The organism is Photorhabdus luminescens subsp. luminescens, from assembly GCF_001083805.1.
Taxonomy (GTDB): domain Bacteria; phylum Pseudomonadota; class Gammaproteobacteria; order Enterobacterales; family Enterobacteriaceae; genus Photorhabdus; species Photorhabdus luminescens.
Window position 1 is genome coordinate 40,250 of sequence record NZ_JXSK01000014.1, and the last position, 16,015, is coordinate 56,264.

General features: G+C 43.7%; 12 protein-coding genes. 4 read left to right on the plus strand and 8 right to left on the minus strand.

The features are described from left to right. Positions 1-2,118 carry a type VI secretion system tip protein TssI/VgrG gene (tssI, locus tag TI10_RS22725; protein WP_049585716.1) on the minus strand — a complete coding sequence of 706 codons (2,118 nt, stop codon included), beginning with the start codon at positions 2,116-2,118 and terminating at the stop codon, positions 1-3. 583 nt (positions 2,119-2,701) lie between these two features. On the opposite strand from tssI, the gene TI10_RS22730 reads away from it, so the two are divergent. After that, entirely contained in the window at positions 2,702-4,717 is a 2,016-nt protein-coding gene (locus TI10_RS22730; RefSeq protein WP_049585718.1) for an LTA synthase family protein, read from the plus strand. 99 nt (positions 4,718-4,816) lie between these two features. Here TI10_RS22730 and malG read toward each other — a convergent pair whose 3' ends face one another. The 3 genes from malG to malE form a co-directional block, all read right to left on the minus strand. Continuing rightward, the gene (gene malG, locus TI10_RS22735) at positions 4,817-5,707 is read right to left on the minus strand and encodes a maltose ABC transporter permease MalG (RefSeq protein ID WP_049585719.1); all 891 of its coding nucleotides are present in this window, start codon (positions 5,705-5,707) and stop codon (positions 4,817-4,819) included. 12 nt (positions 5,708-5,719) lie between these two features. Then, complete coding sequence (gene malF, locus TI10_RS22740; RefSeq protein WP_049585721.1) at positions 5,720-7,276, minus strand: maltose ABC transporter permease MalF; 1,557 nt, start codon at positions 7,274-7,276, stop codon at positions 5,720-5,722. A gap of 124 nt (positions 7,277-7,400) precedes the next feature. Beyond that, the gene (gene malE, locus TI10_RS22745) at positions 7,401-8,600 is read right to left on the minus strand and encodes a maltose/maltodextrin ABC transporter substrate-binding protein MalE (protein WP_049585723.1); all 1,200 of its coding nucleotides are present in this window, start codon (positions 8,598-8,600) and stop codon (positions 7,401-7,403) included. A 381-nt stretch (positions 8,601-8,981) separates the two neighbouring features. Here malE and malK point away from each other — a divergent pair, with 381 nt between their 5' ends. From malK to malM, 3 genes are all read left to right on the plus strand, one after another. Then, the gene (malK, locus tag TI10_RS22750; RefSeq protein WP_049585724.1) at positions 8,982-10,091 is read left to right on the plus strand and encodes a maltose/maltodextrin ABC transporter ATP-binding protein MalK; all 1,110 of its coding nucleotides are present in this window, start codon (positions 8,982-8,984) and stop codon (positions 10,089-10,091) included. A 36-nt stretch (positions 10,092-10,127) separates the two neighbouring features. Then, on the plus strand, positions 10,128-11,414 hold the full coding sequence (locus TI10_RS22755) for a maltoporin (protein ID WP_049585725.1): 1,287 nt from the start codon (positions 10,128-10,130) through the stop codon (positions 11,412-11,414). Positions 11,415-11,668: 254 nt separating this feature from the next. Beyond that, positions 11,669-12,586 carry a maltose operon protein MalM gene (gene malM / locus TI10_RS22760; protein WP_049585727.1) on the plus strand — a complete coding sequence of 306 codons (918 nt, stop codon included), beginning with the start codon at positions 11,669-11,671 and terminating at the stop codon, positions 12,584-12,586. Between the two features lie 83 nt (positions 12,587-12,669). On the opposite strand, the gene waaB is transcribed toward malM, so the two are convergent. From waaB to TI10_RS22780, 4 genes are read right to left on the minus strand one after another with little or no spacing between them, the layout of a single operon-like run. Continuing rightward, positions 12,670-13,737 carry a lipopolysaccharide 1,6-galactosyltransferase gene (waaB, locus tag TI10_RS22765; protein ID WP_049585729.1) on the minus strand — a complete coding sequence of 356 codons (1,068 nt, stop codon included), beginning with the start codon at positions 13,735-13,737 and terminating at the stop codon, positions 12,670-12,672. 10 nt (positions 13,738-13,747) lie between these two features. Next, entirely contained in the window at positions 13,748-14,527 is a 780-nt protein-coding gene (locus TI10_RS22770; protein WP_049585732.1) for a PIG-L family deacetylase, read from the minus strand. Position 14,528: 1 nt separating this feature from the next. After that, positions 14,529-15,275 carry a hypothetical protein gene (locus TI10_RS22775; RefSeq protein ID WP_049585733.1) on the minus strand — a complete coding sequence of 249 codons (747 nt, stop codon included), beginning with the start codon at positions 15,273-15,275 and terminating at the stop codon, positions 14,529-14,531. Between the two features lie 10 nt (positions 15,276-15,285). Continuing rightward, on the minus strand, positions 15,286-15,912 hold the full coding sequence (locus tag TI10_RS22780; RefSeq protein WP_049585735.1) for a nucleotidyl transferase family protein: 627 nt from the start codon (positions 15,910-15,912) through the stop codon (positions 15,286-15,288). Positions 15,913-16,015: the final 103 nt, after the last annotated feature.

Genomic DNA, 16,015 nt, shown 5'->3' on the forward strand with positions numbered 1-16,015 from the left:
TTATTCCTCCGTAAATTCCATAACATGCTCTACCGGTGTGTTATCACTGACCTGATATAAGGTTTGCTTCGGTTTAGGTGGGTTTTCTGGTGAACTCAGTTGCAGATTTTCTTCTGCCGCACTCTGTACGGTCATCGTTCTGCCCAGCGCGTCAGTTTTACCCGGGATGACCTGGCCATCGCCAGTGGTAATGGTGTAGGGGACATCCACCAACGGCTTATCGCTTTGCTCGCTGAGCAGGGTATAGCGGGCGGAGTAGTCAAACAGCGCACCGGCGGATTTCTTGCCGGTGATATGGTCGGTCATCGTGATGCTGACGCCTTCAATACGGATATTGCCCATTGGGTCAATAACTATCTGCCCGCCTGCGTTCCCAATGATGATTTGCCCGCTTTCAGAGTGCGCCGTGATATGTTTACCCACGGTAATTTGCTGGTTATCGGCGACGTTCAGTTGATGACTTTTACCAATGGAAACGGCTTGCTGACCTTTAATCGTCACCGTCTGATTTTGACCCACTTCAAGCGTCTGGAAGCCCTGCACGGCTTCATCATCATCGTTTTTAATTATCGCCGTGCGGTTATGCGCCACTTCTGTTTTCTGGTCATTACCTATCTGCGCGGTTTTATCCCAGAGGATCTGCGTTTTCATATCCCGTTGAGCATGAATAAACACTTCCTCGCTTCCTTTGGCATCCTCAAAGCGCAGTTCATTAAATCCCTGTCCCCGGTGAGTCCGGGTTTTAAAGGTGGTACGGGTTTTCTCCAGCGGTAAATTAAGCGGCGGGTGGTTGAGGCCGTTATAGGTACACCCCGTCACAATCGGGCGATCGATATCGCCGTTGAGATAGCTGACTATCACTTCCTGCCCGACGCGAGGGATCGCCATAAAACCGAAACCGTTGCCGTTCCAGCCCTGTGCCACCCGTACCCAGCAAGAAGCGCCGTCATCCGCTTTATCGTAACGGTTCCAGTGGAAATGAATCCGTATCGCGCCGTGTTCGTTCACATAAATCTCTTCGCTTCCCACTCCGACCACCGTGGCGACTTCATCACCGTCCGCCAGAGGTTTGTAGCGATAAGGCGGCCGCCAGTCCTGATGACCGGGAATAAAGGCGACCTCGTTTGTCAGGGTTGTCCCTTCGCCCCCGTCGCCTGACGCGACAGGTTGCCATCCATGATGCGTGACCGAGATCACCTGCCAACGGGCGTTCATGGTTGCTATGGGATGGGATTGCAGGGTAAAAATTTTGCCCGGCCGAAGCCGGATGCAGTTAGTTTTGGCGGTGCCGACTTTGCTGTAGTTTTGTAACTGCTCCAGCCGCAGTTGGGTGAAAGATTCTCCTTCCGCATCCCGCTGGAAACGCCCGTAACTTTCAAACACCGAATCGTACCCGCTATCGTCGTCGGCTTGCTTCTGATGCTCGAGCGCATATTTGGGGTTCAGAAAGTTATGGTCTTTCTGAACCGTGCCATTCGGGCACAGGTATTCGCCATAACTCCACTGGTACGCCGTGGTATCGGTCTCATCGGTTTCAGGGTGAGTATTGTACGTAAGCTGGATATCTGCCTGCATGCCCAGATGGCAATCACAGAACAACATCTGTTTTTCCTCAAACCAGAAGACCATGCCTTCTTCCGCCGCCAGCCGGCACCAAAAATCATAGGCCGATTCGCGTTTTTGCGTGGTGTATTCCCGTTCGGTATAGTGTTTATAGAGCGTATCGCGGACAAAGAGAATACCGTGCTCTTTCAGCAATTTCGTTAAGATTTCCGGTACGGACTGCCAATGGAAAATACGGCTGTCCTGATTCAGCGTCATCAGCCACATTTCGGGGCGGATAGTGAAAATATAAAAAGTGCGGCGGCCGTCGGTATTACCCTGTTCAGCACCGGCTATCAAACCGTTAATGGTCCGTTCGGCCACGCCATTACGGGTAATAGTCAAGGATGCACGGCGACCCAGTTGGTCATTCAGGGGAATATCGTCACGTGAACTCGCCACCTTTAATGTCAGGCTATAAAGCTGTGATAGCTCTTCCTGCAAGGTAAATTGCGATACCTGAAAAGTTGTCTGGGATAGTGCGCCAATTCGGCAGGTGAAAACTAATCCATCCATATTTGAAACCTTACACAATTGAACCATGATCCTAAAACGGGGATAACGCCAGAGGCTATTAAACACGTCATGACATGCCGCTTCCGGCCTGTTCCGCAGTAAAAAAATGACAGCGTAAAATCGCCATCATTTAATACGTGGCGTTAGCGAGAACAATAGACCGCGTCCAACTGAGTAGGATGGAGTGGAGACAAATAACAGAGAGTTTCGCTCTCTCAATGTTATGACCACAAGATCACGATATTTATCATACGAACATAAAAAAACGTGACAAATATCACACAAAATGGCTAATTAATCGCGATCAATAATAGGGAATGAATAAAAATCGCCGTCAATATCGACATTCCTCTTCTGCCTTATGTCGGCTAGAGTGCCTTTTCTAGATAAAGATGATTTGCAGCCTGAACATTCTTCAACCTCTTCTATCTGTCATCTGTCATCTGACCAATGACTACTCTACTGCAAAAAACAGCAAATAAAATAACCTAATGGGATAGGCAGTAAATTGCTGAATAAGATAGGATCTTGACCTGATAAATATTAAATTAACCTTATCAATCTATTACAATAAGAAGGCATTATGTGGTTCTCCAGATTTAAACAAGCTTTTATCGCGCTGTTACTTCCCTGGCTGCTAACGGTAGTAACGCAAATGGCGGGAAGAATTTATCTCCTCTTCACTTATGGCAGTTATCAACTTTTTACTGACTCTACTCAAGACGTGGAACGAATGTTCTGGATCGGCGGGCTGTTTGATATTCGTATTGCCAGTTTGCTGTTTGTGCCTTGTCTGCTGATTGCTAGCTTATTTGCCATTAATAAAAACAGCTTCAACATATGGCAACACGCCTATCCGTGGTTGGCAACCACACTCAATACCGTGGTCGGCGCTTTGACGGTAAGTAATGTTTACTACTATGCCACTTATGAACGGTCATTCGATATTTTCATCTTCGGCTTAGTGGAAGATGATACTCAAGCCGTGCTGCACACCCTATGGAATGACTATCCCGTTATCGAAAGTTTGCTCTGTTTAGCGCTGTTCTCAATCGCTGTTTTCTGGTCCTGTCTGCTCTGGCAACGTTACCTTATTTCACGCACAGAGCGCAAAACCAGTCTGCCCATTTCTGCTATCGCAACGCTGGTTATTTTGACTGTTTGCTTCGTTGGCATGCGTGGCTCCATAGGTACCTTTCCACTACGTCAGGCCAATACACAGGTTTCAGAAGTCAAAATGCTTAATATGCTGACACCTAATGGTCCAATGGCGTTGAACTGGGCATTTAATGATCATTACAAAAATAGCCACTTCCCAGAAGCAACAGACGCACAAGGTAGCTGGTTGTTAAAACATTTCCTAGAGAAACCAACCCCCGCAAATCTGTCACCGTTTATGGCTAAAACTGCCGATAATCCCACTGCTCAAAAAAATCCACCTCACGTCATATTTAACGTCATGGAAAGTATGGGCTATCACCTACAAAGCCTGGATCGCCCAGACCTTGATATTTTTGGTACTCTACGCCAGCACTGGCAAAACGACTGGCGTTTTGAACGTTTCGTCTCCGAAGGAGATGGCACCATTGACAGTTTGAGCCGCTTCTTGATTCGCAGCCCGAACAGCGCAATTAGCCAATCCACAGCGCAGAGTATTGATTTCACCAGCAATATGTTTAAACCCTATCTGGCGAATGGTTACAAAATCATCTTCGTCACATCGGGTAATGGAGCATGGCGTAATTTGAATCAGTTCCTGCCAAACCTGGGAGTCAGTGAATTTATTGATCAGAATGGACTGAAAAAACGCTATCCAGAAGCCAAATTTGATACTTGGGGTGTGCCTGATGAGTTCATGTTCCGTTATATCGAAGATCGTCTGACTCAGGCAGAAAAGCATGGGGAACATGTTCTGATTATGTCATTGTCTACTACCCATCACCCACCATATAGATCACCGGAAGGCTATCAGAAAACCGACATCAAGCTGAGTGATACCGAGAAACAACGTTTAAGTCATTTGGCTAGTGGTAATGAATTACAAGAGGTTTTTCATACCCTACGTTACGCCAATGATCAATTAGGGCAATTTATTAGTTGGGTAAAATCTCAGTCATTAGCTTCTCATACTATTATTGCAGCAACCGGTGACCATAATATTCGGGGTATCAGCTATCCAGATGCTCACGAACTGGCAATCGGCCACGGTGTACCGTTTTATCTCTACGTACCACCCGCTTATCGCCAAAACACGTTTTTTGATGCTACCAGAGTCGGCAGTCATAAAGATATCTGGCCAACCCTCTACCATTTAAGTTTGTCAGATACGGCTTACTACCGTACCGGCTGTAATTTGCTGGCTGAACATCTGGACCCTATCTGGTGTCAAGGATACAACCCAGAAGTCACTATTACACCGCAAGGGGCGTATGTCATGATAGGCAAAGGTGAATTTCGACCGTGGGCACAGCAAACGGGATTGTTACTCGGTGACCCCCAACCAATGACAGCAGACCAAACCAAACAGTTCCAACGTTGGCAGGTATTTACCGATCTCCTGTCATGGCAATTAAATCGTCAAGTTCACCATCAACAATAATTGATACTTCCATGAATCCCTTTAATCTCAATCTATTAAAGGGATTTATACCCGTCCTCTTTCAAGTTGCCTCTTTGTATATACTGGTGAATATTGCGATTAACCTTTTACTCCCCCGGCGGTCAAACCATTGACCAGCCAGCGCTGAGCAACCAAGAAGACGATGGTAATAGGAAGTGCGGAAAGCACCGCGGCGGCGGCAAAATCGCCCCAAAGATAGTTCTGTGGGTTAAGGTACTGTTGCATGCCCACCGCCAAAGTGTAATTGTTCACATCTCGCAGCAGCAGCGAGGCAACCGGCACTTCCGTAATGACACCAATGAAGGAAAGAATGAATACCACTGCCAGAATCGGTACCGAAAGCGGCAGCAGCACCATGCGGAAAGCTTGCCACGGCGTCGCGCCATCAAGCGCGGCCGCCTCTTCCAAAGAGCCATCAATGGTTTCGAAATAACCTTTAATCGTCCAGACATGCAACGCAATGCCCCCCAGGTAGGAAAAAATCACGCCGCCGTGGGTATTAAGGCCGATAAACGGCACATATTCCCCCAAACGATCAAACAGGGCATATAGCGCCACCAAGAATAGGACTGCCGGGAACATCTGAAAAATAAGCATGCCTTTCAGTAAGGCACTTTTACCGCGAAAACGCATACGGGCAAAGGCATAAGCACAGGTAGTCGATAATGTAACGATACCTACGGCGGTAATAAAGGCGACCTTAACAGAGTTCCAGAGCCATAACATAACGGGGAAAGGGGGTGGTGTAACATGACCATCCGGTGACACCACACTGTAGCCAAGCGCTAATTTCCAATGCTCCCAGGAGATACTTTCCGGGATCAAACTCCCTGTCGCAAAGTTCCCCGGCCGCAGGGAGATAGTAATCACCATCAACAGCGGGAATACGATCATGGCAATAAAGGTTAACATCAACAAATGCGTCGCCAATACACGCCATTTCTGTGATTTGGGTCGAACCATCGCCATTGCATTCCCTCCTTAGTCAAATTTAATACGGGTAGCTTTCAGGTTAATAATCGCCAGCGCACCCACCAGCAAAAAGATCACGGTGGCAACCGCCGCAGCCAAACCAAAATCCTGACCACTACCACCATCGAAAGCAATACGGTAAGTATAGTTCACCAATAAATCGGTATAGCCTGCCGGTGTCGTGGTGCCAATGCGATCCGGCCTGCCAAGAGTTAGCAACTGAATCAGAACAAAGTTGTTAAAGTTAAAGGCAAAACTGGCGATCATCAGCGGCGTCAGCGGTTTAATCAGCAATGGGAAGGTAATCTTGAAAAAATTCTGCAACGGCCCCGCCCCATCCATTGCCGACGCTTCATACAAATCGTCTGGTATTGCTTTTAACAATCCCATGCAGAGGATCATCATGTAGGGATACCCAAGCCAGGTATTCACTATAATCAGCATGGTTCGGGCCATCGTCGGATCGGCAAACCAAGCAGGTTTAATACCAAACAGACCGTTAAGCAACAGATTGATCTCGCCGAAACTCTGATTAAATAATCCTTTAAAAATCAAAATGGAAATAAACGATGGCACTGCATAAGGCAGAATCAGCAGCATGCGATAAACACCACGGCCTTTCAGCGCTTCCCACTGCACAATGCAAGCCAGAACCATGCCAACAGCTACAGTCAGCACCACAGTGAACAGAGAAAAGACAACCGTCCAAACGAAAATAGCAAGGAACGGTTTCTGAATACCTTCATCCTGTATCACCCGCAGAAAATTTTTCCACCCGATGGCAACAGTAAATCCCGGCGTCAGAGTCTCATTGCCCCATTTCCCCTCAGCATTAATCGACTGATAGAAACCGGTATCAATATTGGGACGATAAAGCGTACCTGTTTGATTGTCGGTAAGGGTCTTACCATCTTCCCCAAGAGAGTATAGAGGATTCACGCCAGCGAATTGACGTAGTGAACTCATTCTCAACCAGCTACCATCCGGTAGAACAGCAACCAACTGGTTCAACGCCTGTCGATTCTGGGTGATAATGCGCAATGTCGCGGCTTCACCGTTCTCAATGTTGTCCTGCTCGTGCAAATGTAAAGCCGTCTCTTTTGTTACTGACAGAGAAAATGGCTCGGACACCAGTTGTTTAGTCTGGCCCGGTGCGCTCAGCGCCAAAACCCACAAGTCCGATTTTGGGTAGAGCTTAAAAGTAAATGTTTGCCCTGATTGATACTGACGGCTCATCAGGACCGATTGTGCACGTTCAAAAGTCAGTTGATTGGTACTGCTATAGTTGGTAAAGGCGATGGCAATGGTGCAAATAAGCGGAAACAGTACAAACAATCCCATTCCGGCTATACCCGGATAGACATAGCGCCAGGCATAAGTATTGCGGTTGGCAAAAACGTAAATCCCTATTCCTAACAATACCAGTGTCAGTATTGCGAATAGATACTCTCCCTGTGAGTACATCAATACCACCAGATAACCGGTAAAGAGTATACACAGGCTCACTGCAAACCATTTCAGAGCAGAATGCTGCCACCATGATGTTTTTTCGAGCGTCGCTGACATAATGCTCTTCCTTTTTACTACGACGTAACAGCTTTGCGGATAGCTTAATCAATCTTCCTGCAAACAGGCATCCTTACTGGTTGCAGGAAAGAGACACCCTTCTCGGGAGAAGAGCGCCCACAGGTCACTTGGTTATACGGGCTTCTGCATCACTGAGCGCAGCCTCAACGGTCTGACGGCCGGTCAACGCATTAACCACAGCGCTGCGCATGGCATACCAAAAACTGCTCATTTGTGAGACATTCGGCATGATTTCGCCTCTTTGAGCATTTTCCATCGTGGCAGCAATACGCGGGTCCTTGGCTAGAATATCCTGATAGGATTTCAGCGCCACAGCGCCCAACGGTTTATCCTTATTCACCATCTCAAGACCTTCGTTGGTCAGCAAATAGTTTTCCAGAAACTCCTTCGCTAGCTCTTTATTCGGGCTGGCGGCATTAATACCTGCCGTCAGTACGCCGACAAACGGTTTAGACGGATGACCTTTAAAGGTTGGCAACAACGCCACGCCGTAATTTATGTTATTTTTGTCGATGTTGGACCACGTCCACGGACCGTTGATGGTCATCGCCGTTTCACCTTTGTTGAACGCGGCTTCGGCGATGGAATAGTCAGCATCTGCGTTCAGATGCTTATTTTTCACCAAATCGATAATGAAATTCAGCCCTGCCTTGGAACCTGCATTATTCACGCCGGCATTTTTCACATCGTATGCGCCATTTTCCAACTTGAAAGCATACCCTCCGTCCGCGGCAATCAACGGCCAGGTGAAATAAGGCTCTTGCAGATTAAACATAATGGCGCTTTTGCCTTTGCTCTTTAGTTCTTTATCCAGAGCCGGGATCTCTTCCCAAGTTTTTGGCGGGGTCTTCACCAAGTCTTTATTATAGATAAGAGAGAGAGCTTCAACGGCGATAGGATAACCGACCAGTTTACCGTCGTAGCGCACCGCATCCCAAGTAAATGGAAATAACTTGTCCTTGAAGTTCTGATCCGGCGTGATTTCCGCCACCAAACCAGACTGGGCGTAGCCGCCAAAGCGGTCATGCGCCCAGAAAATAATATCCGGCCCATCACCGGCTGCTGCAACTTGTGGATACTTCTCTTCAAACTTGTTTGGATGCTCAACCGTAACATTGACACCCGTATCTTGTTCAAATTTCTTACCAACTTGCGCCAGGCCATTATAGCCTTTATCGCCGTTGATCCAGATAACTAGCTTACCTTCTTCAATTTTTGCGAAAGCAGAAGCAGAAAGCGCCAGTGAGGCTAAAACAGAAAGCGCCAGGGTACGAGCGCCTACTTTTAAGGTTGTTTTTATCATCATTCCGTCCTTATAGTAGTTTGAATAGGTTCAGGGTGAACTGTTTTGTTACATTGGCGGAGAATGCTGGCCTAGTGTGCGATCAACAATGGAAAGACTCATCCTCCCCTACTCTACGCCCTGCCCGGAATGGCTGTGATCTCTATTCCAAAAACAACAGAACCGTGCCGTTGACCACAAAAAGGGGCATCTCTTTTTGCGAGAATTATCACAAATTATCCATTAGCCCGTACCTCACCAGCTCAGTAACGCTTATCTCATCCTCCTGATTCCTCCCCCATAAAAAACTTGGGTATGGAGGATTTACTCACCCGTCATCTTAAACACACTCTGGTTTATTATTTTTCACCGCGAATTGCGGTGATAAGTCCGGGGGAGCACATGTCAAGCGTCACACTACATAATGTATCGAAGGCTTATGGTGAAACTATTATTTCCAAGAGCATCAACCTTGAGATACAAGAAGGCGAATTTATTGTTTTTGTCGGTCCATCAGGTTGTGGGAAATCGACAATACTAAGAATGATTGCAGGTCTGGAAGATGTGACTTCCGGTGATTTGCTGATCAATAACATCCGAATGAACGATGTGCCACCTGCCAAACGCGGCGTTGGAATGGTTTTTCAGTCTTATGCACTGTATCCCCACCTGTCTGTCGCAGGCAATATGTCATTCGGCATGAAGCTGGCTGGCGCCAAAAAAAGTGATATTCAGCAACGGGTAAAGCAAATTGCCGAGATGCTTCAACTCGCTCACCTGCTTGATCGCCGCCCTAAAGCCCTATCAGGCGGGCAACGTCAACGTGTTGCTATTGGCCGCACTCTGGTCGCTGAACCCAGTGTTTTTCTGTTAGATGAACCTCTTTCCAATCTGGACGCCGCGCTGCGGGTCCAAATGCGCATTGAAATCTCGCGTCTGCACAAACGATTGCAACGCACGATGATTTATGTCACCCACGATCAGGTTGAAGCGATGACGCTGGCCGACAGAATCGTGGTACTGGATGGTGGAGATGTTGCCCAGATCGGCAAACCTCTTGAACTTTACCATTACCCGGTCAATCGCTTTGTCGCCAGCTTTATTGGCTCACCCAAAATGAATTTCCTGCCAGTTAAAGTCACGGCTACCGCTATTGATCAGGTACAGATTACTCTGCCCAACCGACAGCAAATCTGGCTGCCCGTAGAAAGCAAGGGTGTAAAAGTAGGCAGTAATGTCTCTCTGGGGATACGTCCTGAACACCTCCTGCCAAGTGATATTGCTGATGTCACGCTGGAAGGCATAGTGCAGGTTGTCGAACAGTTAGGAAATGAAACCCAGGTTCACATTGAAATCCCGGCCATTCATCAGAATCTGGTTTATCGCCAGCCTGATGTTGTGCTGGTAGAAGAAGGATCGACCTTCACCATCGGATTACCTCCCCACCGCTGCCATTTATTCCGGGAAGACGGAACAGCATGTCAGCGTCTGCATCAAGAACCCGGTGTTTGAGCCTGAGCTAATCAAAAAACGACAGGAGAACAACTGATGAAATCAATGCGTATATTACCTATCTCACTAACCATTATGGCCGGATTACTGTCTACTCAGGCGTCAGCCGTAGAATTCCACGGCTACGCCCGTTCTGGTATTGGTTGGACCGGCAGCGGCGGTGAGCAACAGTGTTTCAAAAGCACCGGCGCACAGAGCAAATACCGTTTAGGTAATGAATGTGAAACCTATGCTGAACTTAAGTTAGGTCAAGAGTTATGGAAAGACGGTAATAAGAGTTTCTACTTCGATACCAACGTGGCTTATTCCGTGGCGCAACAAAATGACTGGGAATCCACCGATCCCGCGTTCCGTGAAGTCAATGTTCAAGCGAAGAACGTCATCGATTGGTTACCGGGTTCAACACTGTGGGCAGGTAAACGCTTCTACCAGCGCCATGACGTGCATATGATCGACTTCTATTATTGGGATATCTCTGGTCCGGGCGCTGGCCTGCAAGATATCGATCTCGGCTTTAGCAAGCTCTCTCTGGCTGTTACCCGCAATACCGAATCTGGCGGTTCTTATGGCTGGATTGCTAGCCAGCGCAAAGAAATTCCCACCTCCAATGATGTCTACGATATACGTCTATCCGGTTTGGAAGTTAACCCAGGCGGTAGTCTGGAACTTGGTTTTGACTATGGGCGAGCCAATGCGCGAGAGCATTACCACCTTGACCGTAATGCTTCCAAAGATGGCTTCATGTTTACTGCTGAGCATACACAGAGCATGTTAGGAGGCTTTAACAAATTTGTCGTACAGTACGCCACCGATTCTATGACCTCCTACAACAGTGGTCATTCTGAAGGCGCTAGCGTAAACAATGACGGTTACATGTTACGTATTCTGAATCATGGCGCGATTAATCTCGCAGAAAAATGGGATCTGATGTACGTCGCGATGTATCAAGACACTGACCGTGATAACAACAATGGCAACACATGGTACACGGTTGGGGTACGTCCAATGTACAAGTGGACGCCAACGATGAGCACCCTACTGGATATTGGTTATGATAACGTCAAATCCCAACGTACTCATGACACCAATGATCAGTACAAAATCACTCTGGCCCAACAATGGCAGGCAGGTGACAGCATTTGGTCCCGTCCGGCTATTCGCCTGTTCGCCACCTATGCAAAATGGGATGAAAAATGGGGTCATGCAAACAACAACGACGGTTACATTAATGGCATGGCCTACCGTGATACAGCAACGCATAAATTCAGCCGTGGCGACGATGATGAATTCACCTTTGGGGCGCAATTCGAAGCTTGGTGGTAATGCGGTTATAACGACTTAATCTCAGATCCATCAAATTATTTGTAATTATTAACGCCTTTTAGACTCTATGGATTTCAAGATGCGTCGCGACGGCAAGGGAGCGAATCCCCGGGAGCATAGAGAACTATGTGACCGGGGTGAGCGAGTGCCGCCAACAAACAGGCAACTTGAAAGATAACGAGTATAGACTGATATGCCTTTTGCCCGTGGGTATCAGTCTCTTTCTTTTCAACCGAACAAGGGAAAGGTAAGAAATGAAAACTAAACTACTCTCATGTTGCCTTAGTGCTGTACTTTGTAGCACGGCGCCTCTGATAAGCTATGCAACATCTATCACTACAACAACTCAAACAACCACGACACAGGCTATTGTTGCACCTTCCCTCTCAGCAACAGCATTGCAAAAACTGAGCTGGCAACCGATTAATACCAGTGATACTCAGACCATTATCCTCAATGCCACATCCCAACATCTTAATGAGGGAGATATTCAGGGGCCGATAGCAGCATTCGCGCTGCCGGCAAACCGAGGCTCTCTGGATATTACCCTGAGCAGCTTGGTACAAGATAAACAAGTTTACGTACCCAATGTTTTAGTACTGGATCAAGGGTTACGCCCTGCCGCATTTTATCCAAGCAGCTACTTTCCATATGAACGTCCCGGGGTTATGTCCACCGACCGGCTGGAAGGCACATTAAAGCTAACGCCAGCACTGGGGCAACAACAAATTTATATACTGGTCTACACCACTCGCACCGATTTGCAGCAATCCACACAAATGGTTGATCCCGCCAAAGCTTACGCTCAAGGCGTCGGTAATGCCGTTCCCGCTATTCCAGATCCCGTTGCCCGCCATACGCAAACAGGTACGTTGAAGCTGAAAGTAAAATCAGAACAAAACGCCGGCAACATCACGATTGGTCAAGTTTTCTCAACTCCAGCACAAGAACCGATCATTATCGGGCCAACACAAGCCACCGTAACCTCATCTATGCCGCAAAAAGTCAAACCGGTCTTGAGCGATACAGAACGTTATTTCAGTGATGCAATTAAAAAGGAAATTAATAACGGCAACATTGATAAGGCGCTAAAATTGCTGGATGAAGCGGAACGTCTTGGATCTTCAACGGCACGAGAAACGTTTATCAACAGCATCAAAAACAAAGGGTAAACCACCGCAAAACAAATGCTCTCCGAATGAGGAGGGCATCAGGTTTCACTTTCATTACATTTTCTGGGCGGCAATATTTATGGCTAGAGAGATAAAGCTTTAGTGATTCTTAACAGGAAATTATCTTCGTAAAGAAAGGCAATAGAATTTTTTATTGCTTGATGATCTCTTATTTTACGTTCATCAATAATGAGTTGTAATTTTTTAGACAACTCAAAAATACGGCCTGATTTATAAAGTTCACCGTTTAAATCATTGACGATATCATTCGGGCCACACTCACAATCTGAACTTATACAATAAATGCCATAAGATATAGCTTCCGCTAATACCATGCCAAAACCTTCATATTTTGATGTTAAAATAAAAGCTGACACTTCTTTTATATTATTTACAACAAATTTCCACGGTTGTTCTTTCCAACCGTGCCAAATAATATTGTTATTTATATTAAACTGTGAAGATAATTCTTTTAAATAACTTTCATCATCACCAGAACCTATCATATGTAACTCCCAATCACCATGTAACTGTGAAAGAGCTAAAAATAGTTCAGTTAGATTTTTTGACTGGTAAGCAAGAATTCTTCCAACATATAAGAATCTAGCTGTATGTTTTGGTTGAGGAATTATCAAGGAGTTCATCTTGATAGGATTGAAAATAAGATGAAGCTTATCCGCTTTTACCCCAAAGGATAACATTTGATCTCTTAAACCAGAACTGATGACAAGGTGCTCATCGACACAGCATAAATCTTTAATTTTCTGTGGGGTAGGATTTCTAATGGAAGTATGCAGCCAAGAGTAAGTTTTTACTGGGAAATTAATTTTTTCACCGGAAAGTTTAGCAATATTGCAAGATGTTATATCTAAGCTTATTAGAATTTCTGGGCGAAATTTTTCTAACATCAAGGACAGTTCGCACACAATATCCTGGCGAGATTCGTAATTACTTGACGCTAAGGAGATATGTTGAGCATTAGATAACCACGCCCGATTTTCAATTCTGTTTTTATCATTTAGAGATACGAAAATGAAATCAATTTCAATGTTGGCACAGCCAATTAGATTTATTAAATTTGAACATACCGTTTCTACCCCACCATATCCATTCAAAAAAAGATCATGATATATTATAAATACTCTTTTCATTGTGAACCTTTTAATTAATTAACCAAAAACGCTCTTGGATTTTTTCTTTATTAATAGAGTGATGATATTTTTCCAATGAAATTAAAATATTTGATTTGTTACCAAACAGAGGTTCTAATTGAGATTCATAAAATAAGATATTTTGCATTTTTTCTTTTAAATTAATATCTACCAATATAGCGTGCTTATCAAATTTGTTATTTCTTAATAAAGCATTCTCCAAACTATCTGGGTTAACAATAGGGTATTCACCTAAAACATAGGGGAAATCTTCATAAAGTAATATTTTAAATTTATGTGAACCTCTTATATTATTTACAAGATTATTTATTATGATGTGGTCTACATGTTGACCTATTCCCAAAGGAGCATATATATAATCAGGTTGATAATTTAACAATGTTTTGTCGATGAGATCTTGAGCCATATCGGATGCATAATCTGATTTATGTATCAAGCCACTATAAATCATGGCGGAATTTGTATACATAGGTTCACTATATTGATCGGTTCTGTAAATACAATCTAAAATTTTACCATGTATTGGAATCGCTGATAGTTTATTGCAAAAAGCGATATCCTCATTAACTCGCTTTGAATAAAATTTTATAAATGAATTCATATTATCATTACCAGCAGAGTGTAAGTAATGAGATGTAAGATTTTCGTCATATCCAGTAAAAAATGTTAAAACAACCACCTTTTGATTTTCTAAAACTAATTTATGTATTAAACCGCCAGCACTTAAAGCCACATCATCTAAATGCGGTGAAAAAAATAGATGTATCATTTTAAATTTCCATATAAAGGCTGTTATATTTTATCTCCATGAGCACAATATAAATAGCGGCGAGATCAATGCGTATCCCATCCCTATTTTTTATAAAATCTGAGGCGTCAATATTTGGCTTTTCTTGGAATTGAACTCTTTCATCATGGGCATAAAACTCTTTCATTATATCAAACCAGCTAGCATGAATTCTTTTTGCTGCAACTTCTATTATGCTGTCACTGTGGCCTAATATTGTCATTAAATCAGAAAAAATAGTATCGTTTGTAGAAAGTAATGTCTCATAATTAAAATCATCAGATATAATATTATCATCGTATAAATAAAGATTTTTTATTACTTCTGATATAATACTCAGGTCACTTATTATTAACCTTTTCTCAAATTTTTTCTCTTTTTCAGTGAATGCTTGATAAGGTTTTAAAAAATTAACTTGCAAGTTGTACTCAATTTCGAGTTTTGTTACTGAGTCTTGCATAGCCGTTTTATTATCGACTAAATATTTTGCGCACCATAGATCGTGTATGCAAGAAGCAAGAATATCTAAATTACTATCCCGCTCCAAGAACGCACATATTTCAGAAAATAATTTAATTTGTGAACTATTTAACTGGCAATTTAAATTGCTATGACCAGGATTAAATATAAATGAAGCTTGCTTTAATCTTCTCTGAATCTCTTTGGTTAAATATGTTGAATTTAAATTAAGTTTGCTACCCAGCAGCTCTTTGTTATTTTCTTTACTCATGATCTATCTCCTATCCTTTGTTCATTAACCTTATTTCCGTTGATGATATATCTAAGCGAAATAAATCTTCAGGAATAGATTCAAATAAGAATCGATATTCCTTGCTAATATTCATCAAATCATCAACGGTATGATATTTATTTTTAAAAAAACGTCCGGCCACCAGAAATCTACAATCATTACTCTTAATTGTCATAAGAGATTTTTTTAATCCTTCCTCACCTTCATAATAAATAGGATTATTAATTTCTTGGCATAAATCAGCTCCAATGACAAAAATTGCCCCCTGATAAATATGCGATTTTTCAGTAAAAAATTTAGCATCACTTAAAACTATATCACTTTTCCCCTTAAATTGTCTTATCCTCTCAAAAATCTCATCGGTTGAAATTGTCAGTTTTACCGCATTCTTGATTGACAGTTCATAATATGGCTTTCTTTTAGTCATCGCTGTAGCGATTTCTTTTAATTTTTCATGGCCTTTATGAAGTGGATTGAAAGAACCAGATAGAATTAAAGTATCTTTCCAGTCTATGTTTGTATTATTAAAATCTCCGTCTCTATTAATATGTATATAATTCAACTTACCATTAATTAAATCAATTAAATAACTCTCATTCTTGTTATATATATTCATCTATATTCTCATATGCTTATTATTAATTAAACACATATCACTTCCTTATATAATAATATATTTATCAAACTTCATTATTATATTATTTACCAATGGTAATTAA